The sequence below is a fragment of the Ralstonia sp. UNC404CL21Col genome (genome assembly GCF_000620465.1).
Classification (GTDB): domain Bacteria; phylum Pseudomonadota; class Gammaproteobacteria; order Burkholderiales; family Burkholderiaceae; genus Ralstonia; species Ralstonia flatus.
Window position 1 is genome coordinate 1,445,592 of sequence record NZ_JIBE01000003.1, and the last position, 22,678, is coordinate 1,468,269.

Below are 22,678 nucleotides of genomic sequence, written 5' to 3' on the forward strand. Positions count from 1 at the left end.
CCAGCACGCCTGAGATCTCGTCTCATGCGAAAGCACTCCCTGCCCCGTTTGAATGGGAACGCAACCCCGACCGGCCTCACCCTGTCTGGTGCAGAGCGATTGCCTTTTTGCTGTTTGCGCGGATGATAATCGAAACGGCCTTGCCAAAAATCAGCAACCGTAAATTCGATGCAAATGCGCGACGTTCAACGATATTTACATCTGAATTTGGCGATATTGAATTCGGAGAGTTGAGGCCTCGCAGTGCCGCTTCGGCAATGGCGTCGATGAGGAAGTCATCCGAGCGCGCGCAGATTTGTGCCTGGGATACCCCTCTACGGTCGGCTGCCGAGAATCATCGGCTTATGGCAACGTGAGCGGTCATTTCACATTTGCTCGATCCGATAGCGCCCCTCACAGTCGACCGCATCCGCGCCGCCGCTCGTCACTGATACTCCATCAGCACCGACATGGCGCCGTTCACGGTGCCGGGCGTGACCTCGGCTTCGGTCTGAACGTATGACACCCGCATCGGGATCGAGAACGAACCGCCGCTGCCCTTGTTGTAATCATCGATTCCGGTCGACGTATCGAATACAACGGCCGCCCCTGCGCTGTCAGTTACCCTGATCCTCACGCCTTGGGCGGTCGATTCGGGGGAAAGCGGCAATACCCCCGCTGACGTCTCAACGGTGTCGCCCATCGGCTTGAGCCTGTAGAGAATCTTGTTGTATCCCTTCGGGCAGTCGTTAATGTTGATCTGGAAGCTACGCTCGCCAGCCGTTGCGCCAATACCAGTCAAGCGTCCCGCGCGAGCGGGTTGCAGCTCTACCGTCCGACTTGGCACCGAGCAGCTTCCTTCGATTCTGGTCAGCCTCGTGTTAAGGCTGATGTAGTGACCGATCTTGTTGGATCCTGACGTTGTCTTTGTAGAAAGCCTGAACTGAATTGGATCGTCGGATATTCCGTTAACCAACTCTGGGGAACTGTCCCTCAGCAATTGAATTTCGAGCGGCGAGGAAAATCTGATCGGCGCGCCATCTTCCCTCAATCGAGCCTGAGGATTTCCATTGACAAGGACTTGCATCCTTAAGCCTTTGATTTTTGTGATAACGGTCGGCCCCTCCACTTCCCAGCCCGATATGCTGCCGGGGACGATGGAAACCATGGAAATAGGAGCGAAGTACACCAAACTGCATGTGCCCTCGCCGCATAATTGTTGAGGCGTAATATAGCTCCTGGCCACAACGGTATTAGCCGCAACATCCCGTGGCAGCGAGAGCGCGGTAGGAAAAGGTCGGAAGTCTGTGCCGAAAGCAGACGTGGCCGCAGTCAAGCCCAGCGTCGCCGCTACTGCTCGTCCCACCACGCGCAGGGCTTTCAGACCCAGCCGGTGCATCTTCATTCGTCGCTCCTCAATACGGCATTGGCCGTGTGTGCACATGGCGGTGCGTGTGCGTTTGAGATACGCCTGCGCTGCGATGGCGCTGTTCAGGTAGGTGCGGTTTTTGGTGAGCCTGCCTGTGTCGGATGACGTGGCCGACGGGGGTTGCGATGTTGGCGGGGATGGATACGACGCGGGGCGGTGCCCGCTTTGAGAACTTGGCATGAAGCCTCCACAGGGATTGAAGAGGCCTGCCGCTCATCGCCAGATGAGGGGTGGCGGGCCTGACGGCGGGGCTGGCGAACCGGCTCCCTGTGGCGCCGGCAGACCCGAAGGTCTCCCCGCCCGGCCCGCCATAAACTGGCTTGCGCGAGCGAACGCAGCACGTCGCGCGAGGCGACATGCATTCACAGGAAATACTTCAGACGGATCGCCAGACCCGGCTGCCGTTGATGCGGCAGCGCTGGGGATTATACGAAAGTGAAGTCCAAAAGCAGCCCCTTATTTCCGGCACGAAATGTGACGGCGGCTTGATGGCGCTAGGCTTGAGGAACCGAGAGCACCACTCACTGTGGAGTAGCGTGACATAGAATGGGCACAAAAATTTACAGCCAATCCGGGGGGATTGCATGCTGCCCAATGAGGACCAGAACGCCGTTCAGTTGACGGCGGCAATGGCAATGGAGATTCCCGAGTTCGTCATCGGGAAGGCCTACAACCGCAGAAAAGAGATCACGGGAAAGTTCGGAGGCAGCGGCCAAAGCGGCATAGCACCCTCCCGACTGTCGCCCGCCGTCTTTCTCTTTACGGGGACAGGCGAACAGCACGGCTACAAGGACGAATTCGACGAGTTTGGTCACCTGCTTTACGTTGGTGAGGGACAGCTCGGCGATATGAAGATGAGCAAGGGCAACCTCGCCATCGCTTCTCACGCGAAGGACGGCCGCGCACTGCATGTCTTTCAGATGGCCGGCAAAGGGAAGCCATGCGTGTACTTGGGCGAGTTCGCCTGTGATTCGCACTTCTTCAAACGAGACGCAGACCGCAATGGAAACGATCGCGATGTGATTGTGTTCCGGCTGATGCCGGTATCGAACACGCTGCGTCGCGAACTGGACGATCTGCCGGATCAAGACGACGACAATGCGACAAAGGCCGAGAGCCAGCCAGGGGACCTGTCGACGTTGAGGCAAGCGGCGATCGCTGCATGTCAGCCCGGCGGCCCCATCGCCGACGCGAAAGAGACTGTCCGGATCGCATACCAGCGCAGTGCGCGCGTTAAGCGATATGTCTTAGCGCGAGCGGAGGGCCACTGTGAGCTTTGCGAGGCGCCGGCACCGTTCAATCGCAAGAGCGACGGCACGCCCTATCTGGAACCGCACCACATCAACAGGCTTTCCGATGGTGGGCTAGACCACCCACGGTACGTCGGCGCCATCTGCCCTACGTGCCATCGCCTGATTCACTTTGGCGAGAACGGCCAACGCCGAAACGACGAGCTACGCGCTCGCATCGCGGCAAAGGAAGCTCCGTTCGCGGGCGGAAACGGTCAATAGCTTTCCGTCGGCGCCGCGTCATCGACTGCCTGAGACTAGCGCTCCACCGTCGGACCATGGAGTGCCACACTCGAAGAGTCGCACTTGAGCCTAAAACGGTGAAGTCCGACCCTCTGACGGTCGAGCTTGCCCCTCAAACACTGAAGCGCCAGTGTTTGAGCCTCGCGCTCCACCGTTAGACTCTGAAACGTCACGCTTTGACAGTCAGGCTCGACTCTTAAACACTCGAACTCGACCGTCCAAGGGTCGAGCGTCACTGTCCCACACTGAAACGAAGCAGGCGGAATCCTGTACGGTTTCCTTCGAGGCACGCCGGTCCAATTGTCAGATGTCGCTGCTTGCATTGCTACCGGGGTAGCGGCACGCCAATCTCGCGGGGTTGCGCCAACCGGCATAACGTTGCCAACCAATAAGGATTGCAATGTCACAAAACCTGATTTCGTTTCAGCCAAGTGCCGCTGACCTGACCGCCGTCGACGCCGCGCTGAAGACACTGGAAGAGAAGCTTGCTGGTCTGATCGATTTGTCGATAGAGCAACACAGCACACTCATGAAGATGGGCGACAAGTCGGAAGCGTTCTGCCGTAAGGCCGTGGAAGTGTTAGGCAATAACCCCGGCGTGTTGCCGGCCAACTTCAGCCTTGCGGAACTGCGGCGTGACCTCGCCGGCTTTGACACGCTCCGGCCTCGCTTGGTCCGCGTTGAAAAGCTCTACGAAAAGATGCGCGATTCGCAGCTGGCGCTGGGTAGAGATTTGATGACGGGTTCGCTGGAGGGGTATGCCTTCCTGAAGGTTGCCGGTAAGGGAGAGGGGTTGGATACGGCTCGGCAGGCATTGTCGGCACGGTTTAGCCGGGGGCGTAGGAAGAAGGAAGAGGGGGCCGCGCAGTAAGGTCTATATCGGTTGAAAACCATAAGAAAAACCGCCCTTTGGGGCGGTTTTTCATTCATTACGGCATAACGCTGCGGCACGCTACAACTGCAAATAGAGCGGAGTACCGCGCCTCCACCTTTGAGTCTCCAAAACGTGGGCACCGCACTGGACTGCGAAGGAAACAGTACCAATTTCGGTGCCGCCTACTCCTAAGCCTCTTCGAAACCTTCGTCAGTATCCGCCTCTTCATGTGAAGTATCGACCGAAATCGCAGCATTTATATTTCGCGTCAAAATTTCTTGGTATCCCTGAAGCTTAGTTAGCGCTTCTATTGACAAAACAACACCAGACGACGCATGAGCAACCTGATTTCTCATCTCATTAACATCCACCATCCATTTCGTCTGTTTCTCTTTATTTCCACCACCAACACCAAGCGCGTTTTTGAATAACTCCCAGTTATTCATGGCAATTACACGATAGTCAATAAGATCGAAGTAGGCCTCTATTGACCCGCGCTTAGAATCATCCCTTTCTTTCCGGCTCATAACTTCAAGCCGTACTGGCTTAGGAACACCATCTTGCCACCAGGCAGTATCAGAGTCTCGAAACTCCTGTCTCAGCTCCTCAACTACAAATTCCTTCAACTGCACCTCGATATCGTCAATGATCGTTTTGGCTTGCAGGTTTGTTTCCGTTTTCTCGCGTTGAATGAAATCATCCAATCCGGGAGGGTTAAATTCCGGGATTTCAGCTCTAATAGCGGCCTGACATCGTCTAGTTCTTGCGGTTTGTCCCTGCACACCCCGAAGCTCGCGATACCGCTTACGGTCTTCAGTCGAAAACGTCCCGAAATATGCAGCCAATGACCGCGCATACGGGCTCAAGAGTGAATTAAGCTCATTGTTAGATAGGGCACGAAGTTTGGACCCAGACTTATCCAGATGTGTTAGCACTGATCTAAGAACATTGATACATGCGGTCACGCTATCGTTCATAGCAAAGCCTCCGCCATCCCCGGAACCGAGATCCCACCACTCCGGTGCTCCACTTCGAGCGGTGTTCAACCAGAATTTCAGCGTGCTAACAGTTCTATTCAGCGTCGCCTCGTTGTTATCTGCCCATAGCGGCCCCCACTCTTGACCATCTAATTTTCTCGACTTCCCCGAAAAAAATTCAGATCTCTCGATCGCCTTAAATAAACTAGCGAGGGATATACATCTAATGAAGTCCTTCGATGTGTCAGCGGTCTGAATTCGATTAAAAAGTGGAGACGTCTTGTCCTTATCAAGGACCTGAACGGCCTTAGATACAATAGCCTGCGATCGGAGTTCGAAGGAATCTGCGTCCCAGTTCAATTCAGCAAAAAGTTCTTGAAGCAAGGACGGCTTTACACTTTTTTGCTTGGCATTAATGTCTACGAACAAGCGTGCCTGAGAGCTCGGTGGCAAGCCCTCGAACGCCAGCACAGAAAGATGTCCCGATTTTGCAAAGGGATGGCCGGAATATGCGAAGAGCCGGTGCTGCCCATCGATCACCCACGCAGACTTGTATGCGGGACGAAGGTGCAACCATCCAATAGTGCCGCTAGCGTCAGAATCTGCCGCCCCGTTTTCCTGCTTGCTTCGCTGGAAATTGATAAAGCGCTTGTCAATATTTAGGACAATATTAGTTGGAAATACACCGTGCTCAGAAATGTACTGCCGAATCTTATTAAGTCGACTTCGCGCAATCATCCGCTGATACGTATTAATATCCGAAGCCTTCCCCTTGGTTCTATGAGATACGTAGGCGATCTTTAACAAATAATCCGGAGAAATGGGAAACGTGTAGCATGTATTTCGACCCATCTTCGTCTTAACTGCAGGCACTTTGATTTCTAAGCCCGCAATTGTTTTCCCAGGCAGCATATCAGCCAAAAACTGATATTTTGCAGCCGCCCCAAGATGCAATACCAGATTCTCGTAATAAGCAAGATCAGAATCATCTATGAGGACGACGTTAGATTTTTTCGCTACCTCGCGATCTTCTTCCGATACATTGCTACTTGAGACATATATTGCGAGAACAACTTGGCGTTTCTGCTCGCTAGGAAATTGAGCCGCCACACTCCTCGTCAATCGGTCGCGAATACCAAGGATGCTGGAAATCATTCCCTGCAAATCGATCCTTCCTGATTCAAGGGGTCGAAGAATGTCAACGGCGACGACAACCTCTTCATCAATCGCGACCACGTCGAGCGTCCTGGTAGGACTTTCCGCTGCGCGCTGATCCAGCAATAGCACACAGCCTTCGTGTGTCGACAGCTGACCAAATGACAATCGAAACAGCAGCGTCCAAACCCTGTCGCGAGCTGACCTAAATCCGGTCTTTTCGCGCTGCATGCGAGCAGATGTTTTGGATTTCCTGAGAACGGACCAGCCATCGGCCTCTTCCCGCCCGATGTTTTTTAGATTCGTGCTTTTGACCTCATACGATCGGCTCGCTTGGCGGGCCAGAGACCTGAGTTCTTCGCTCCGTTGAATATTCTCGAGCAACTTCATCCCCCTAAAACAAAGATGCATTCGGTAATGGTGCGTCGATGTGCGCTGGAGGCCGCTATGACAGATGGCCTATTAATAACAGTGCACTCGAAGCCTTTATATAGTTCGTGAATAGAAGCGTGATCGGCGTTGCTAATGACGACGCGGCAACCTCGACGGGCGAGCTGTCTAGCGTGTTCTGCTAAGCGCTCCTGATCACTCCACGAAAAAATTCGCTCGTTATATTTTACGAAACCGTTGTTAGCATGAGCGACAGTATATGGTGGATCAAAATAAACGACATCACCCGCTGACGCTGAGTCCGTTATCTCTTTGAAATCACCAGACCTAATATCGATACCTTGTAGAAGCTCTGAAATAGCCAGAAGCTTTTCCGGCTCGACGGAAGACAGGTGGATCTTCTTCCCATATGGAACGTTAAATTTCCCAGCAAGATTGACTCGATGGATACCATTGAACGACAGTCGCGTGAGATACAACAATCTTGCTGCTCGCCTTACGCTCGATTTGGGACTGGAAGCCCGCACTCGATAATAAACTTCTTCGGCATTCGGTAGCCGCTTTAGCTCTTTGATTAGCGTGTCAGGATTATCTCGAACCTGTATATATGCATTGACCAGTTCCTCGTTCGCGTCGGAGATCACCGCGTTCTCAGGTGCAAGACCAAAGAAAACCGCCCCCCCACCGAAGAAGGGTTCATAGTAGGTGCCGAATGTGGATGGCATCTTTGACAGAATCTCTGAGAGCAGGGCTCTCTTACCGCCAGGCCACTTAATCAGAGGTGTTGATGCAGCGCGCATTTTTCTGGTATTGCAAATCGTTGTATACCCAGCAGTCTAAAATAATTTGCGATGAGTGCGGACGATTTTCTACTCAAGCCCAATTTGCATACCGCAAATTACAACGGTCCGAGATTGCTGCTTCCGGGAAATAGAAAAAGGGCGCCAGATCTAAGATCTGGCGCCCTTGCCATTGCGCTCAGAGCAAGAATGCAGAAACGACGACTACCTAGCCCAAGACGGCGTCCTCAAACATCAATATTCCGCGCCACCAACGCATTGCTCTCAATGAAGTTCCGGCGCGGCTCCACGTCGTCGCCCATCAGCGTGGTGAAAATCTGGTCCGCGGCAATGGCGTCTTCAATCTGCACGCGCAGCAGGCGGCGCTGGGTGACGTCCATGGTGGTTTCCCACAGCTGCTCGGGGTTCATTTCGCCCAGGCCCTTGTAGCGCTGGCGGCTCACGCCGCGCTCGGCTTCGCTCAGCAGCCACGTCATGGCGGCGTGGAAGTCGGCAACGTGCTGCTCGCGCACCTTGTCGCCGGTGCCGCGGCGCACGCGGGCGCCGTCGCCAATCAGGCCCTGGAAGGTGGCGGCGGTGCTTGAGAGCGCGGTGTAGTCGGCGCCGGCCACAAAGTCGGCGTCGATGTGGCTGAGGCGCTGGTTGCCGTGCTGACGGCGGACGACCATGATGCGGTACTTCTCGGTCTTCTCGTCGTACTGCATGAAGGCGTCTGCGGTGGCGCCGCCGTTGGCGTTGCTGGCGTTGCCTTGCATTTCCAGCAGGCGGGTCTTGAGCGTGCGGGCGCTGGCTTCGGCTGCGGCTTCGCTGCTGAGGTCCAGGGCCACGCCTTCGGCAATGGCGCGCAGGGCATCGGCGTCAATCACGCGAGACAGGCGCTCGATCACGCCGCGGCTGAGCTGGTACTGGCGGGCGAGTTCGGCCAGGGCGTCGCCGGCAATCTCGGTACCGTCGGGGCGCACGAGCACGGCGGTGTCCAGCGCCTGGCGCACGAGGTAGGCGGCCATCTCAACGTCGTCCTTGATGTAGCGCTCTTCCTTGCCGTGCTTGATCTTGTAGAGCGGCGGCTGGGCGATGTACACGTGGCCGCGCTCGATGATCTCGGGCATCTGGCGGTAGAAGAACGTGAGCAGCAGCGTGCGGATGTGCGAGCCGTCTACGTCAGCATCGGTCATGATGATGATGCGGTGGTAGCGCAGCTTGTCGAGGTTGTAGTCGTCTTTGCCAATGCCGGTGCCCATGGCGGTGATGAGCGTGAGCACTTCCTGGCTGGAGAGCATCTTGTCAAAGCGTGCGCGCTCGACGTTCAGGATCTTGCCCTTGAGCGGCAGGATTGCCTGGAACTTGCGGTCACGGCCCTGCTTGGCCGAGCCGCCTGCGGAGTCACCCTCGACGATGAAGAGTTCTGACAGTGCGGGGTCTTTCTCCTGGCAGTCGGCCAGCTTGCCGGGCAGGCCCATGCCGTCGAGCACGCCTTTGCGGCGCGTCATTTCACGGGCCTTGCGGGCGGCTTCACGCGCGCGGGCGGCTTCAACGATCTTGCCGCAGATGATCTTGGCGTCGACGGGCGTTTCCAGCAGGAAGTCGCTCAGCGCCTTGGCGACGACTTCTTCCACCGGCAGGCGCACTTCCGACGAGACGAGCTTGTCCTTGGTCTGCGAGCTGAACTTGGGCTCCGGCACCTTGACGGACAGCACACACGTCAGGCCTTCGCGCATGTCGTCGCCCGAGGTGTCGACCTTGGCCTTCTTGGCGATCTCGTTGTCGGAGATGTACTTGTTGATGACACGCGTCATGGCGGCGCGCAGGCCCGTGAGGTGGGTGCCGCCGTCGCGCTGCGGGATGTTGTTGGTGAAGCAGAGCACCTGCTCGTTGTAGGCGTCGTTCCACTGCATCGCCACTTCTACGGCCACGCCGTCTTTCTCGCCGGCGGCAAAGAAGATGGTGGGGTGCAGCACGGTCTTGTTCTTGTTGATGTATTCAACGAAGCCCTTCACGCCGCCCGAGAAGGCGAAGTCTTCTTCCTTGCCGGTGCGCTGGTCGGTCAGGCGGATGTGCACGCCGTTGTTCAGGAACGAGAGTTCGCGAATGCGCTTGGAGAGGATCTCGTAGTGGTATTCGACGTTGGTGAAGATCTCTTCGTCGGCCAGGAAGTGCACTTCGGTACCGCGCTTGTCGGTAGTGCCCGACACGCGCAGCGGCGAGACTTCGACCATCTGGCCGTCCGGCCCTTGCACCGTTTCGATCAGGCGGTTTTGCGGAACGCCCTGCGCAAACTCGATGTAATGCACCTTGCCGCCCTGGCGGACGGTCACCTTCATCCACTTCGACAGGCCGTTCACGCAAGACACGCCCACGCCGTGCAGGCCGCCCGACACCTTGTAGCTGTTCTGGTTGAACTTGCCACCGGCGTGCAGCTCGGTCATGGCGATCTCGGTCGCGCTGCGCTTGGGCTCGTGCTTGTCGTCAAACTTGATGCCGGTCGGGATGCCGCGGCCGTTGTCGATCACGGAGATGGAGTTGTCCGTGTGGATGGTGACCTGGATCTCGGTGCAATGACCGGCCAGTGCTTCGTCGATGGAGTTGTCCAGCACCTCGAACACGAGGTGGTGCAGGCCGGTGCCATCCGAGGTGTCGCCGATGTACATGCCCGGCCGCTTGCGTACCGCCTCCAGGCCTTCCAGGATCTGGATCGAGGCGGCGTCGTAGCTGTTGGCCTCGGCGGGGGTGGATTGCGGTTTCTGCTCTTCGGTCATGTCGTTCTGCTCGCTGCCATGGGCGCGGAAATGGTTATCTCAACGCACACAGCGGGGTTGCTTAAAAACGGCGAAGGGGCGGATCGTCACGATCCAGCCCCTCGTCTTGCTCTGGGTGCAGCGGCGCGTCAAATGCGCATCGGCATGACGACGTACTTGAAGGTGTCGTCGTCCGGCAGGGTGATGAGCGCGCTCGAGTTGGAATCGCCCAGGCTCACCTGCACTTTTTCGGCCTTGAGGTTGGCCAGCACGTCTAGCAGGTAGGTGACGTTGAAACCGATATCCAGCGCATCGCCCTGGTAGTCGATTTCGAGTTCTTCCTGCGCTTCTTCCTGGTCAGCGTTGGTGGAGCTGATCTTCAGGACGTTGGTGTCGAGCATGCAGCGCACGCCCTTGAACTTGTCGGTGGTCAGGATGGCCGTGCGTTGCAGCGCCTGCTGCAGGAAGGCACGGTCGATCGTGAAGCTGTTGCGGTAACCCTTCGGGATCACGCGCTGGAAATCGGGGAACTTGCCTTCGACCAGCTTGGAGATCAGCTCGATATTGCCGAAGGTGAACTTGACCTGGTTGGAGGCCAGCTGCACCGAGACAGGATCGTCCACGTCTTCCAGCAGGCGTTGCAGTTCGAGGATGGTCTTGCGCGGGATGATGACTTCCTGGCGGCCGCCGGCACCTGCCGGTTGCTCGCCGGTTTCCACGCCGCAGTAGGCCAGGCGGTGACCGTCGGTGGCGACAGCCATGACTTGCTTGCCGTCCACCACCAGCAGCATGCCGTTGAGGTAGTAGCGGATGTCTTGCTGGGCCATCGCGAAGTGCACCATCGCCAGCAGGTGCTTGAGCGTCTTCTGCGGCAGCGTGATGCGGGCACCGAAATCGGTTGCCTCTGCGACGGTCGGGAATTCTTCGGCAGCCAGCGTCTGCAGCGCAAAGCGGCTCTTGCCGGATTGCACCGTCATGCGCTTGTCGTTGAGCGTGAGCGCGACTTCGCCGTCGGGCATGGCACGCAGGATGTCGACCAGCTTGCGGGCGGCCACGGTGGTGGCGATGTCGCCGGCGCCGGCGCCGCAATCGGCGTGCGTGGTGATCTGGATTTCGATGTCGGTGGACAGGAAGGAAACCCGTTCACCTTGCTTGGTGATCAGCAGATTGGCCAGGATGGGCAGCGTGTGTCGGCGTTCCACGATGCCGCTCACGATTTGCAGCGGACGCAGCAGGTTGTCTCGCGAGGTTTTGACCAATTGCATGAAGGCGATCCTTGGCTTGAGAGGTGACACCGCGCGCGCCCCAGCCTGGGCCACATGGGCCGGTGCCTGCAGGAGCATTCGCGATTAACCCAAAGTTGTTGTAAATCAAGGGGTTAATCACAAATTATACCGCAAATAAGGGGGCGCTGGATAGCGTCACGCGCGCGGCAAATATGTCTATTGTGCATGAAAAGACGCCCGCATTCGAGCGGGCGTCTGTCGAGGCTTGATTCAGGGCGAATGGCGTTGCCATGCGCTCTGCTGACCATCGCGCGGTCAGCCCTTGAGCGTTTGCTCCAGCACGTGCAACTCGTGGTTGAGCTGGGCGTCCTTGGTGCGCTCGTCGGCGATCTTGCGCACGGCGTGCAGCACCGTGGTGTGGTCGCGCCCACCGAACAACTCGCCAATCTCGGGCAGGCTTTTCTGCGTGAGTTCCTTGGCCAGATACATGGCGATCTGGCGCGGGCGCGCGATGTTGGCCGGCCGCTTCTTGGAGTACATGTCCGCGACCTTGATGTTGTAGAAATCCGCGCAGGTCTTCTGGATGTTCTCTACCGAGATCTGGCGGTTCTGCACGGTCAGCAGGTCTTTGAGCGCCTCGCGCGTGACCTCGATCGTGATCTCTTTGCCGTGGAAGTTCGAGTACGCCAGGATCTTGCGCAGCGCGCCTTCCAGCTCACGCACGTTCGAGCGCAGGTGCTTGGCCACGAAGAAGGCCACTTCTTCCGGCACGGTCACGTTCTCGGCCTGCGCCTTTTTCATCAGAATCGCGACGCGCATCTCCAGCTCGGGCGGCTCGATTGCCACGGTCAGGCCGGAGTCGAAGCGCGAGATCAGGCGGTCGTCGATGCCGGTGATCTCTTTTGGATACGTATCGCTGGTGATGATGACCTGCGCGCGGTTGGCGATCAGCGCCTCGAACGCGTAGAAGAACTCTTCCTGCGTGCGGTTCTTGCCTGAGAAGAATTGAATGTCATCGATCAGCAGCAGATCGAGCGAGTGGTAGTAGCGCTTGAAATCGTCGAACGCCTTGCGCTGGTACGCCTTCACCACATCCGACACGTACTGCTCTGCGTGGATGTAGCGGATGCGCGCACGCGGGTTCTCCATCAGCATGAAATTGCCGATGGCATGGATCAAGTGCGTCTTGCCCAGGCCCACGCCGCCGTACAGGTACAGCGGGTTGTACGACTTGCCCGGGTTGTTGGCGACCTGGATGGCCGCGGCGCGCGCCAACTGGTTCGCCTTGCCGGTGACGAAGTTGTCGAACGTCAGGATCTGATTGAGCCGCGAGCGCTCGTGCACGGAATCGTCCACCGGCGCCTGCGGCGGCGCGGCCAGGCTCGTGACCACGGCGGGCGCCTGCGGCGGCATGCGGTACGACTGGGCGCGGACCTCGGCGGCGTCCATCACGGGCACGTCGATATCGGCAGCAGCATGGCTGGCCGTTGCCAGCGCGGTTTCGCGATACACGGACGGCGCGGGGCGCAGCGTGGCAGCGTCATGCGTGACACCGTTGCCGGCCGGCATGGCCTGCCGCGGTTGACCTGCTTGCGACCCGAGGGGTTGCATCGGCACCGGCGCGAGCGCCGGCTGGAGGGCCGCCTGGCGCTGGCCGGCGGTCGGGTCGAGCACGAACTGCACATCGACCGCCGCCTCCCAGTAGTCGCACGCAAGCGACTGGATGCGGCCCGAGAACTGGCTCTTGACCCAGTCGAGCTTGAAGCGGTTGGGCGCGGCTATCCGCAGCGTGCACGCCTGCTCGTCAAACGACAGCGGCGTCAGCGGCTTGATCCACGTCTTGAATTGTTGCGGCGTCAACTCACTCTCGAGCTGAGCGGACGCCGCATGCCAGAAATCCTGCATCGTTATCGTTAGGTGTTTGACCGGCGCCACACGCGTCAGATGACGTCCCCGGGAGGGCCGGCCGCCGGGCCCCTGGCGCTGGCCAGAAACCGGGTGGCTTTCGTTATTGGAACGGGATTGTACCCCCTGCCGAAAGTTATCCACAAAGGATAAGTCTGTGGATAACCTGTGGACCTGCTGTGAGTAGCAGTGGACAACCCATTTTATTGACTTGCCGCAAACCCAGTCCCGACAAGGCTTTTCGCAGAGCACACCAAGCCGCACAAGGCGATGGGGACAACTCGCCGGCGGGTGGATTTCGGGCGCGGAGCGCACGTTATCCCCAATCAGCAAGGCTTGACAGATGTGGGAAATGCCGCTTAAATGTCGGGTTCTGCGATGCGCAGCAGGGGAGCGCACGCTTGTTCGTGTCAGATGCGGGGCGAAAAACACTTCGTCGCGACTGATCCGGCTTAGGCCCGATGCTCTCGGTGCCCGATGTTCCGGTGACACCCTAGACCTGAACAACATAGCGCACGGCAGTCTGCGTGGGCGATTTCTCTGACTGAATCGACACCAGGCCGCGGCGGTAGCCCTAGGCCCGGCGCGTGCGGCAATGTCCGCACCACCCATTAACAAGAGAGTGCATCATGAAGCGTACCTATCAACCTTCCGTTACCCGTCGCAAGCGCACCCACGGTTTCCGTGTTCGCATGAAGACCCGTGGTGGCCGTGCCGTGCTGAACGCACGCCGCGCCAAGGGCCGTAAGCGCCTGGCCATCTAAAGACGGCCGCGCCTGGGGCGGCGGCTCATGGCCGTTGCCCGTGGCTTTGCGGCACGCTGGCGATGGGCCTGCACGCCTACCCCAAGGCCGCGAGGCTGACAAAAACGGATGAGTTTTCATCCGTTTTTGCTTTGCGGCCGGTCCGGCGTAGTCGTCACTTCGTTCTATATGTGCGTGCTAATGGCGCCGCCCAAGCTCGCCTGGGCGTGGTGATCGGCAAGAAATTCGCCAAACGCGCTGTCGAGCGCAACCTCATCAAGCGTCAGTGCCGCGAGCTGTTCCGCCTGCGGCAGCCTTTGCTGGGCGGGCGCGACGTGCTGATCCGCCTGCACGCCAAGTTTCCGCGCCAGGACGTACCGACCGTGACCGCCTTCAAGCGGATCTGCCGCGAAGAGCTGGTGCATCTCTTCGAGATTGCCGCGCGCCCGCTGCCAGCTCCACCTGCGGCCTCACCGTCCCAGCCCACCGCTGGGAGCACGCCATGACGCGCGTGCTGCTGTTTCTGCTGCGCATCTACAAAGTGGCGTTCAGCCCGTTTGTGGGCGCGCAATGCCGTTTCCTCCCGACCTGTTCCGACTACGCGCGTGATGCCGTGCTCGCTCATGGGCCCGGTTACGGCAGTTATCTTGCGGCAAAACGTCTATGCCGCTGCCATCCGTTCGCACAAGGCGGGTATGATCCTGTGCCGCCCGCCGCTGGCGACGCTGTGCCCCGCTCCAACGATTCCGCATCGACCGACGCGACCGCAGCTGACTCCAAGCCTGCGCGGCCGTCGATTCACCTTCCCAGACCGTAATCCGACATGGATATCAAACGCACCATTCTCTGGGTGATCTTCTCGCTGGCGGTTGTCCTGCTGTTCGACAACTGGCAACGCGCGAATGGCCACCAGTCGATGTTCTTCCCGACGCCGCAAACGGCCACGACCACGGCCGCCGCGCCGGGCAGCACGCCCGCAGGCGATGTGCCGAAGAGCGCCTCGACGACGGCAGCCGCCGGGTCGCAAGCCGCCCCGGCCACGGGCGCCGCTTCGCAGGCACCGGCATCGGAAAAGATCGTCATCTCGACCGACCTGCTGCGCGCCACCATCGACACGGACGGCGCCATCGTCACCAAGCTCGAACTGCTCGATCAGAAAGACCATGACGGCAACCCGATGGTGCTGTTCGACCGCAGCGTCGAGCGCACCTATCTGGCTCGCTCGGGCCTGATCGGCGGCGATTTCCCGAACCACACGACGGTGTTTGCAGCATCGGCCGGCCCGCGTGACCTGGGCACGGGCAACGATGTCTCGATCACGCTGACGGCCGACAAGGGCGGCGCCAAGCTGGCCAAGACGTACGTCTTCAAGCGCGGCAGCTATGTGATCGACACGCGCTTCGACGTGACGAACGACGGCACCGCGCCGATCAACCCGACCCTGTACCTGGAACTGGCCCGCGACGGCGGCGCGATCGAGCAGTCGCGCTTCTACAGCACGTTCACCGGCCCGGCCGTGTACACCGACGGCGACAAGTTCCACAAGATCACCTTTGCCGACATCGACAAGGGCAAGGCACAGGTGCCGGCCCCGACCGACAGCGGCTGGGTGGCGATGGTGCAGCACTACTTTGCATCGGCCTGGATTCCGGCAGACAACGTCAAGCGCGAGTACTACGTCAACCGCGTCGACAACAACTTCTACCGCATCGGCATCCAGGAGCCGCTGGGCACCGTGGCGCCGGGCGCCAGCGTGTCGGCCACGGCACGCCTGTTCGCCGGCCCGCAGCAAGCGCGCATGCTTGAGGCCATCACGCCGGGCCTGGACCTGGTGAAGGACTATGGCTGGCTGACCATCGTCGCCAAGCCGCTGTTCTGGCTGCTGGAAAAAATCCACGCGCTGCTGGGCAACTGGGGCTGGTCGATCGTCGCACTGACGGTGCTGATCAAGCTGGTGTTCTTCCCGCTGTCGGCCACGAGCTACCGTTCGATGGCCAAGATGAAGGACCTGCAGCCGCGCATGACGGCCATCCGCGAGCGCCACAAGGGCGATCCGCAGAAGATGAACCAGGAAATGATGACGCTGTACCGCACCGAGAAGGTCAATCCGCTCGGCGGCTGCCTGCCGATCGTGATCCAGATTCCGGTGTTCATGGCGCTGTACTGGGCGCTGCTGTCGTCGGTGGAAATGCGCGGTGCGCCTTGGATCGGCTGGGTGCACGATCTGTCCACGCCTGACCCGTTCTACATCCTGCCGGTGCTGATGGCCGTGTCGATGTTCGTGCAGACCAAGCTGAACCCGACGCCGCCGGACCCGGTGCAGGCCAAGGTGATGATGTTCATGCCGATCGCGTTCTCGGTGATGTTCTTCTTCTTCCCGGCCGGCCTGGTGCTGTACTGGGTGGTGAACAACTGCCTGTCGATCGCGCAGCAATGGTCGATCAACCGCATGCTGGGCACCAACAACAAGGCGGCACCCGCCAAGTAAGGCGAATGCGCTTCAGCAAAAAGGGCACCTCCGGGTGCCTTTTTTTATGCCTGCCAGAAACGCTTCAAGAATTTCAAACCGGTGCGTGGCAAACGGCCTCGATGTTGTGACCGTCGGGGTCGCGCACGAACGCGGCGTAGTAATTCGGGTGATAGTGCGCGCGCACGCCGGGCGCGCCGTTGTCTGTGCCGCCGGCAGCCATCGCAGCGGCGTAGAACGCCTCCACCTCGCCACGCGTATCGACGCGAAAGGCCACGTGCAGCGGCGGCTTGTTCGGCGCCTGCTCCGCCATCGCCGCCGAAATCCAGAACTCGGCCTTGCCCGGCGGGCCAAAGCCGGCCACGTCGGTGTGGCCCGTAACGGCCGCGGGAAACTCCAGCACCTTGGCCAGGCCAATGGCGCCAAGGGCCTGCTCGTAGAACCGCTTGCTGGCGTTGAAATCGCTGACGACGACGCCGGTGTGATCGATCATCCGAATCTCCTTGGTTGGAAACTGGCGCGCAATGGCGCGGCTGCCGCACAATACCGCCCATGACTGCTGCTGACCACCCCACCGCCTTGCCGAACGCTTCCACCGCGCCACGCGCGCCCATCCTCACGATCCCCATCGCGGCGATTGCCACCGCGCCGGGGCGGGGCGGCATCGGCGTGGTGCGCGTGTCGGGGCCCGACGTGCGCGCAGTCATGCAAGCCGTGTGCGGGCGCGTGCTGACGCCACGCCAGGCAACCTACCTACCGTTCCTCGACGCCGACGGCAATGCCATCGATCGCGGCATCGCGCTGTGGTTTCCCGCGCCGCATTCGTACACGGGCGAAGACGTGCTAGAGCTGCAGGGCCACGGCGGCCCTGTGGTGATGCAGCTGCTGCTGCAGCGCTGCCTGGACGCCGGCCGCGAGATCGGCCTGCGCGTGGCTGAGCCCGGCGAGTTCACGCGCCGCGCCTTCCTCAACGACAAGATGGATCTGGCGCAGGCTGAGGCCGTCGCCGATCTGATTGAAGCCAGCACCGAAGCCGCCGCACGTTCGGCGGCGCGTTCGCTCGACGGCGCGTTCTCGCAGGCCGTGCATGCGCTGGTGGAGCGCGTGATTCATCTGCGCATGCTGGTGGAAGCGACGCTGGATTTTCCCGAGGAGGAAATCGACTTCCTGGAGGCGTCCGACGCGCGCGGCCAGCTTGCCGACATTCGTGCGGCCGTTGACGGCGTGCTCGCGCAGGCGCGCCAGGGTGCGCTGCTGCGCGAGGGCCTGCACGTGGTGCTGGCGGGGCAGCCGAACGTCGGGAAGTCGTCGCTGCTCAATGCGCTGGCCGGCGCAGAGCTTGCCATCGTGACGCCCATCGCCGGCACCACGCGCGACAAGGTGCAGCAGACGATCCAGATTGAAGGTATCCCGCTGAACATCGTCGACACGGCGGGCCTGCGCGATACGGAAGACGAAGTCGAGCGCATCGGCATCGAGCGCACGTGGGCCGCCATTGCCCGCGCTGATGTCGTGTTGCATCTGCTGGATGCGGCGGACTATCGGGCCAACGGCCTCTCGCCGGAAGACGCCGCGATCGACGCGCGCATCGCCGAGCACGTGCCCGCCGGCGTTCCGACGCTGCGCGTCATCAACAAGATCGACCTTTCGGGCGTGGCCGTACCGGGCCGCGTGGATGCCGAGCCGCCTGAGGTCTGGCTATCGGCGCGCGACGGCCTTGGCGTCGAACTGCTGCGCGCGGCGTTGCTCGAGATTGCAGGTTGGCAGGGCGGCGGCGAGGGGCTTTACCTCGCCCGCGAGCGTCATCTCGCGGCGCTGCGCACGGCCCGCGAACATCTCGCCACGGCGGCGGAGCACGCGGCACAGCAAGCGCAATCGCTGGATCTGTTTGCCGAGGAGCTGCGGCTTGCGCAAGAGGCTTTGAACAGCATTACGGGGGCGTTTTCGAGCGATGATTTGCTGGGGGTGATTTTTAGTCGGTTTTGTATTGGAAAGTGACCGCCCCATGTCTGCCTACCCCGTTTCCATCAAAGGCGTCCTCCGCGCACCCACCGGCGATGTCGTCCTGCTACTCAATGAACGGGAAGAATGGGAGCTGCCCGGCGGCCGCATCGAACTTGGCGAAACGTCAATCGAATGCCTGGTCCGCGAGATCGCCGAAGAGCTGAACCTGCGCGTGGAAGTGAGCGCGTTGATCGACACGTACCTGTTCGAAGTCGTGCCAGGCAAGCACGTGTTTATTGCCACGTATGCGTGTGCGCTGGTCGGCCCGTTCGAGCCGACCGTCAGTCATGAGCACAAGCGCCTCGGGCTGTTTGCGCCGGATGCGTTGCCGACGAATTTGCCGGAGGGCTATCGGGCGTCGATAGCGGCGGCGCCGAAGGCTGCAGCTTAGGGCGATGCGTGCGCTCTTCATTTGCAGCCGCAATCGGCTACGTAGCCCGACGGCAGAAGCAGTCTTCGCCCAATGGCCAAACGTCGAGACCGGCTCTGCGGGCTTGGCGCCCGACGCAGACGTACAACTCGATGCCGACCAGCTCGACTGGGCTGAGGTGATTTTCGTCATGGAACGCAGCCACCGGCGACGCCTGTCGCAACGGTTTGGTGCGCGGCTACGCGGCAAGCGCGTCGTGTGTCTGGATATTCCCGATAACTACGCGTTCATGCAGCCCGAACTCGTCGCCTTGCTGGAGAAACGCGTCGGTCCGCATCTGCGCGGTTAATTGGCAGCATGCCGTTCAATCGCGCCCCCAGCGCCAGCGCGGCGGCTCGCCCTTCCACCAGCAAACCAGCACCAGCAGCACTGACACGCCCAGGACGTACAACGAGAAACCCAACTGCGCGCGCCCCGGTTGCAGCCCGACGATGCCGGCCACGAGCAATACGGCATAGATGGCGAGCACCACCCAGCCCTGCCAACGCGAAGGCAAACCCCATCCCCAGCCGTAGCGCTTGGCGGGAAACCAATACTCGTTGGAATTGGTAGTAGGCATCGTTGTCGGGGAAACGCGAGCAAGAGATGCCCGCTACTGTACTCCCGCACAGAATCGGCGCAACAAACGCCAACAGCCAGCCGGTCATTTACCGCTGGCGGATGTCGTTTGCAACAGAGAAGGGCGCGCAGGGCGCACCGAAGCGGCGGACAATGGCGCACAGGCCATCAACCGCATCTTGCTAGCTTCTGTATCGGGGAGTGGAGCGTTGGTTGAATCCGGAAAGGCTTCCGGTACGCACAAGGCGTTACGAACCAAGCTCGGCGGAACGGAGGTCGAATGACTTCACACCGCCAGCGGCAGCACCCGATTGGTGCTACCGAAACAATCGCGCGATCTTAGTAGAGCTTCTTCGGCAGCATTTGCGAACGCAGGCGTTTACGCGTACGCGACACAGCGGCAGCCTTCTTGCGCTTGCGCTCAGTCGTCGGCTTTTCGTAAGCGGTGCGGGCGCGCAGTTCCTTGATCAGGCCAGTGCGCTCGATTTCACGGCGGAAGCGGCGCAGTGCAACTTCGACCGGCTCGTTTTCTTTCAGACGGATGGTGGTCATCGGGTCCCTTGCTCAGTATTCGGGTGGACGGCGAAACAGCGGATTATATACCGCCCAGAGGGCGTGCAGTGTAGTTGAATCCGTTTACCGATGCAAGGTACTTCCGATTGTGGCGGAAAGGCCATTTCTTCGGCCATTTTTACGCCGATGCGTGGCCTTGATACTACGCCGCGAGCAACCGCCCGCCAGGGGCAGACGCGGGAGAGGAACGCCGCTTGCTCAACGCGAGCATCTCTCCAGGCCCTCTACCGTGGAACGCGTTCCCAAGTCTGCGCCCGCGCCGGTTGCTGCAACGGCCACCCTCCTCGCCGAAGCGCTGCCCGAACAGCTGCGCTATGTGGACGACACACGCCCGGGCTACACCCGGCGCCGGCTGCGCGGCCAATTCGTCTATTTCGACACGCGCGGCCAGCGCATCCGCGACCCGGCCGTCATTGCCCGCATCAACAAGCTGGCGATCCCGCCGGCCTATACCGACGTCTGGATCTGCCCACACGCGGGCGGTCATCTGCAGGCGACGGGGCGGGACGCGCGTGGGCGCAAGCAATATCGCTATCACGCAGAGTGGCGCGCCTTTCGCGATGCCGATAAATACGGGCGGCTGCTGGCCTTCGGGGCGGTGCTGCCGCGGGTGCGTGAGGCGATCACCGCCCACTTGGAGGCGCCGGGCCTGTCGCGCGAAAAGATGCTGGCGACGGTGGTCTACCTGCTGGACGTGACGCTGGTGCGCGTGGGCAACGCGGCGTATGCGCGCGACAACCGCTCCTATGGGCTCACGACGCTGCGCAATCGGCATGTGGAGGTGCACGGCAACACGGTGCGCTTTCAGTTTCGCGGCAAGAGCGGCGTGGAACACGACGTGTCGGTATCGGATCCGCGCCTGGCGCGCATCATCCGGCGCTGCGTCGATCTTCCGGGGCAGGAGTTATTCCAGTACATCGACGAAGCGGGGGATCGCCGCGTAGTCGATTCCACGGATGTGAATGCATACTTACAAGAGATTTCCGGTGCGGATTTCACGGCGAAGGACTACCGTACCTGGGCGGGCAGCGTGCTGGCGCTGGACCTGCTGCGCGGGCGACCGGCGACCAATGCCACCGAGGCGCGCAGGCAAGTGGTGGAGGCCGTCGCAACGGTTGCCCAGCGCCTGGGCAACACGCCGGCTGTCTGCCGCAAATGCTATGTGCATCCCGCCGTGGTAGACGCCTTCCTGGCGGGCGAGCTGGAAGCCCTGCCGGCGGTTCGGGCACGCAAGGGCCTGCGACGCGAAGAGGTGGCGCTGCTTCGATTTCTCGAACACACCACCGGGGCAAACGGCGCGGGCAAAAAAAAGCCCGCCTGAACAAGGCGGGCTTTCGAGCGAACAGACGCAAACTTACTTCGATTGCTGCGGCGTCATGTCCGGCGTGGCGGGCGCGACGCCCGGAGCAGCCGTCGGCTGCGCCTGCCGTGCAGCCACGGTAGTGCTCTGCTCCTGCAGGCCACCGCCCAGCGCTGTATACAGATCGATGGCGTTGGTCAGGCGCGCCAGGCGCGTCTGCACCAGCGTCTGATCGGCGCTGAACAGATCGCGCTGCGCGTCGAGCACGTCGAGGAAGCTCGACACGCCGTTGCGATAGCGCTGGTCAGACAGCGTCAGGCGATCGGCCGTGGCATCGCGGAAGCGCTTCTGCGCGGCCACCTGCTCTTCCAGCGTGCCGCGCGCCACGAGGGCGTCGGACACCTCGCGGAAGGCCGTTTGGATGGTCTTCTCGTAGTTGGCAACCGCAATCTTCTGGTTGGTCTTGGTCAAGTCCAGGTTGAAGACGTTGGTGCCCCAGTTGAAGATCGGCAGCGTCAGGTTCGGCACAAACGACCAAAACCCCGTTCCGCTCTTGAACAGATCATGCAGCGCGCCGCTTGCCGTGCCCACGTTGGACGTCAGCCCGATGCTCGGGAAGAACGCCGCACGCGCCACGCCAATGTTGGCGTTGGCGGCAATCAGCTTCTGCTCGGCCTGGCGGATGTCGGGGCGCTGCTCCAGCAGCTCCGACGGCACACCCGGGGGGATGTCGGCCACGATCTTTTCCGACGACACCGTGGTCGGCGCAGGCAGGTCGGCCGGCAACGGCGCCCCGACCAGGAGCACCAGCGCGTTGGTCGCCTGGGCGTACTGGCGCGTGAGCTGAGCCACCGACACGCGCGCCGATTCCACCAGCGTCTCGGTCTGGCGCAGGTCCAGTGCGGACGAAGCACCCACGTCAAAACGCTGCTTGGCCAGCTTGTAGTAGTCCTCGCGGCCCTTCAGGGTCTGCTGGGCCAGGTCCAGCTGCTCGGCATAGGCGCGCTCGTTCAGGTAAGCCTTGGCCACCTGCGAGATCAGGCTGATCTGTGCAGCACGCCGGCCTTCGTCCGTCGCCAGATAACTCGCACGCGCAGACGACGTAACGTCGCCCACGCTGAACAGGTTCACCTGGTAGTTGCTGATGCCCACGCCAAGCTGGTACTGCTTGGTGTAGACGTCGCCGCCGGTGGTCGAGATCGACGGCGGCGTATGGCTGCGCGTGTACGTGGCAGACGCGTTGACCGGCGGCAGCAGGTCGGCGATCTGTAGACGGTACTGCGCACGCGCGGCCTCGACGTTGAGCATGGCCACGCGCAGGTCGCGGTTGTTCTCGAGCGCCAGGCCGATCAGCTTCTGCAGGCGCGCATCGGGAAAGAACTCGCGCCAGCCCAATTCGGTTGCGCGGGGCGCGTTATCGCCAGGCTTGGCGGAGTCCGCCGGCACGGCATAGCCGGCCGGTGCCTGCGGATACGCGCTCGTGATCGGAGCATCCGGGCGCTCATAGGTGGGCGCCAGCGAGCAGCCGGACAACACGCCGGCAGCCAGCAGGAGCGCCGGCAACAGCGCAGGGGTTCGAAAGGTCATCGTTTTCTGCATGT

The 22,678-nt window shown here is 60.8% G+C and carries 20 protein-coding genes and 1 pseudogene; 10 read left to right on the plus strand and 11 right to left on the minus strand.

The annotated features are described in order from the left end of the window. Positions 1-424: 424 nt before the first annotated feature. Both N511_RS0106840 and N511_RS25460 read right to left on the minus strand, forming a co-directional pair. On the minus strand, positions 425-1,384 hold the full coding sequence (locus N511_RS0106840; protein WP_027678614.1) for a fimbrial protein: 960 nt from the start codon (positions 1,382-1,384) through the stop codon (positions 425-427). A gap of 15 nt (positions 1,385-1,399) precedes the next feature. Continuing rightward, positions 1,400-1,588 (minus strand): annotated as a pseudogene (locus tag N511_RS25460) (hypothetical protein); the annotation flags it as partial. A gap of 404 nt (positions 1,589-1,992) precedes the next feature. Here N511_RS25460 and N511_RS23780 point away from each other — a divergent pair. Both N511_RS23780 and N511_RS0106850 read left to right on the plus strand, forming a co-directional pair. Beyond that, a complete protein-coding gene (locus tag N511_RS23780) occupies positions 1,993-2,919 on the plus strand; it encodes an HNH endonuclease (RefSeq protein ID WP_231479581.1) in 927 nt (308 codons plus the stop codon). 421 nt (positions 2,920-3,340) lie between these two features. Continuing rightward, positions 3,341-3,811: a hypothetical protein gene (locus N511_RS0106850; RefSeq protein WP_027678615.1), complete on the plus strand. Its 471-nt coding sequence runs from the start codon at positions 3,341-3,343 to the stop codon at positions 3,809-3,811. A 191-nt stretch (positions 3,812-4,002) separates the two neighbouring features. Here N511_RS0106850 and N511_RS23785 read toward each other — a convergent pair whose 3' ends face one another. The 5 genes from N511_RS23785 to dnaA all read right to left on the minus strand — a co-directional run bounded on the left by N511_RS23785 (position 4,003) and on the right by dnaA (position 13,002). Next, positions 4,003-6,336, minus strand: a complete 2,334-nt coding sequence (locus N511_RS23785) for a DGQHR domain-containing protein (protein ID WP_231479582.1) — start codon at positions 6,334-6,336, stop codon at positions 4,003-4,005. After that, positions 6,333-7,136, minus strand: a complete 804-nt coding sequence (locus N511_RS24835; protein ID WP_081785327.1) for a DNA adenine methylase — start codon at positions 7,134-7,136, stop codon at positions 6,333-6,335. Before N511_RS24835 ends, N511_RS23785 begins: the two co-directional genes overlap by 4 nt. Before the next feature lie 227 nt (positions 7,137-7,363). Beyond that, complete coding sequence (gyrB, locus tag N511_RS0106865; RefSeq protein WP_027678617.1) at positions 7,364-9,892, minus strand: DNA topoisomerase (ATP-hydrolyzing) subunit B; 2,529 nt, start codon at positions 9,890-9,892, stop codon at positions 7,364-7,366. A gap of 128 nt (positions 9,893-10,020) precedes the next feature. Continuing rightward, positions 10,021-11,136, minus strand: a complete 1,116-nt coding sequence (gene dnaN / locus N511_RS0106870; protein WP_012760842.1) for a DNA polymerase III subunit beta — start codon at positions 11,134-11,136, stop codon at positions 10,021-10,023. A gap of 276 nt (positions 11,137-11,412) precedes the next feature. Further along, positions 11,413-13,002, minus strand: a complete 1,590-nt coding sequence (gene dnaA, locus N511_RS0106875; protein ID WP_027678618.1) for a chromosomal replication initiator protein DnaA — start codon at positions 13,000-13,002, stop codon at positions 11,413-11,415. 629 nt (positions 13,003-13,631) lie between these two features. Between dnaA and rpmH the strand changes: the two genes are divergently transcribed. From rpmH to yidC, 4 genes are all read left to right on the plus strand, one after another. Beyond that, positions 13,632-13,766 carry a 50S ribosomal protein L34 gene (gene rpmH / locus N511_RS0106880; RefSeq protein WP_003262958.1) on the plus strand — a complete coding sequence of 45 codons (135 nt, stop codon included), beginning with the start codon at positions 13,632-13,634 and terminating at the stop codon, positions 13,764-13,766. Between the two features lie 62 nt (positions 13,767-13,828). Beyond that, positions 13,829-14,251, plus strand: a complete 423-nt coding sequence (rnpA, locus tag N511_RS0106885; protein ID WP_027678619.1) for a ribonuclease P protein component — start codon at positions 13,829-13,831, stop codon at positions 14,249-14,251. After that, the gene (gene yidD / locus N511_RS0106890) at positions 14,248-14,562 is read left to right on the plus strand and encodes a membrane protein insertion efficiency factor YidD (RefSeq protein ID WP_027678620.1); all 315 of its coding nucleotides are present in this window, start codon (positions 14,248-14,250) and stop codon (positions 14,560-14,562) included. Before rnpA ends, yidD begins: the two co-directional genes overlap by 4 nt. A gap of 6 nt (positions 14,563-14,568) precedes the next feature. Then, the gene (yidC, locus tag N511_RS0106895) at positions 14,569-16,233 is read left to right on the plus strand and encodes a membrane protein insertase YidC (RefSeq protein WP_027678621.1); all 1,665 of its coding nucleotides are present in this window, start codon (positions 14,569-14,571) and stop codon (positions 16,231-16,233) included. Between the two features lie 73 nt (positions 16,234-16,306). Here the strand turns inward: yidC and N511_RS0106900 are convergent, their stop codons facing one another. Further along, a complete protein-coding gene (locus tag N511_RS0106900; protein WP_027678622.1) occupies positions 16,307-16,705 on the minus strand; it encodes a VOC family protein in 399 nt (132 codons plus the stop codon). A 59-nt stretch (positions 16,706-16,764) separates the two neighbouring features. Between N511_RS0106900 and mnmE the strand changes: the two genes are divergently transcribed. From mnmE to N511_RS0106915, 3 genes are read left to right on the plus strand one after another with little or no spacing between them, the layout of a single operon-like run. Continuing rightward, positions 16,765-18,210 (plus strand): tRNA uridine-5-carboxymethylaminomethyl(34) synthesis GTPase MnmE, encoded by a 1,446-nt coding sequence (gene mnmE, locus N511_RS0106905; protein ID WP_027678623.1) that lies wholly within the window; start codon positions 16,765-16,767, stop codon positions 18,208-18,210. A 7-nt stretch (positions 18,211-18,217) separates the two neighbouring features. Beyond that, positions 18,218-18,607 (plus strand): NUDIX hydrolase, encoded by a 390-nt coding sequence (locus N511_RS0106910; RefSeq protein ID WP_027678624.1) that lies wholly within the window; start codon positions 18,218-18,220, stop codon positions 18,605-18,607. 4 nt (positions 18,608-18,611) lie between these two features. Further along, positions 18,612-18,935, plus strand: a complete 324-nt coding sequence (locus tag N511_RS0106915; RefSeq protein WP_027678625.1) for a low molecular weight protein tyrosine phosphatase family protein — start codon at positions 18,612-18,614, stop codon at positions 18,933-18,935. 15 nt (positions 18,936-18,950) lie between these two features. Here N511_RS0106915 and N511_RS0106920 read toward each other — a convergent pair whose 3' ends face one another. Together N511_RS0106920 and rpsU are read right to left on the minus strand one after the other, a co-directional pair. Continuing rightward, positions 18,951-19,205 carry a hypothetical protein gene (locus N511_RS0106920; RefSeq protein ID WP_027678626.1) on the minus strand — a complete coding sequence of 85 codons (255 nt, stop codon included), beginning with the start codon at positions 19,203-19,205 and terminating at the stop codon, positions 18,951-18,953. A 338-nt stretch (positions 19,206-19,543) separates the two neighbouring features. After that, a complete protein-coding gene (gene rpsU / locus N511_RS0106925) occupies positions 19,544-19,756 on the minus strand; it encodes a 30S ribosomal protein S21 (protein WP_003262970.1) in 213 nt (70 codons plus the stop codon). Between the two features lie 250 nt (positions 19,757-20,006). Between rpsU and N511_RS0106930 the strand changes: the two genes are divergently transcribed. Next, positions 20,007-21,098, plus strand: a complete 1,092-nt coding sequence (locus tag N511_RS0106930) for a DNA topoisomerase IB (protein WP_027678627.1) — start codon at positions 20,007-20,009, stop codon at positions 21,096-21,098. A 33-nt stretch (positions 21,099-21,131) separates the two neighbouring features. Here N511_RS0106930 and N511_RS0106935 read toward each other — a convergent pair whose 3' ends face one another. Then, positions 21,132-22,676 carry an efflux transporter outer membrane subunit gene (locus N511_RS0106935; protein WP_027678628.1) on the minus strand — a complete coding sequence of 515 codons (1,545 nt, stop codon included), beginning with the start codon at positions 22,674-22,676 and terminating at the stop codon, positions 21,132-21,134. Between the last annotated feature and the right edge of the window lie 2 nt (positions 22,677-22,678).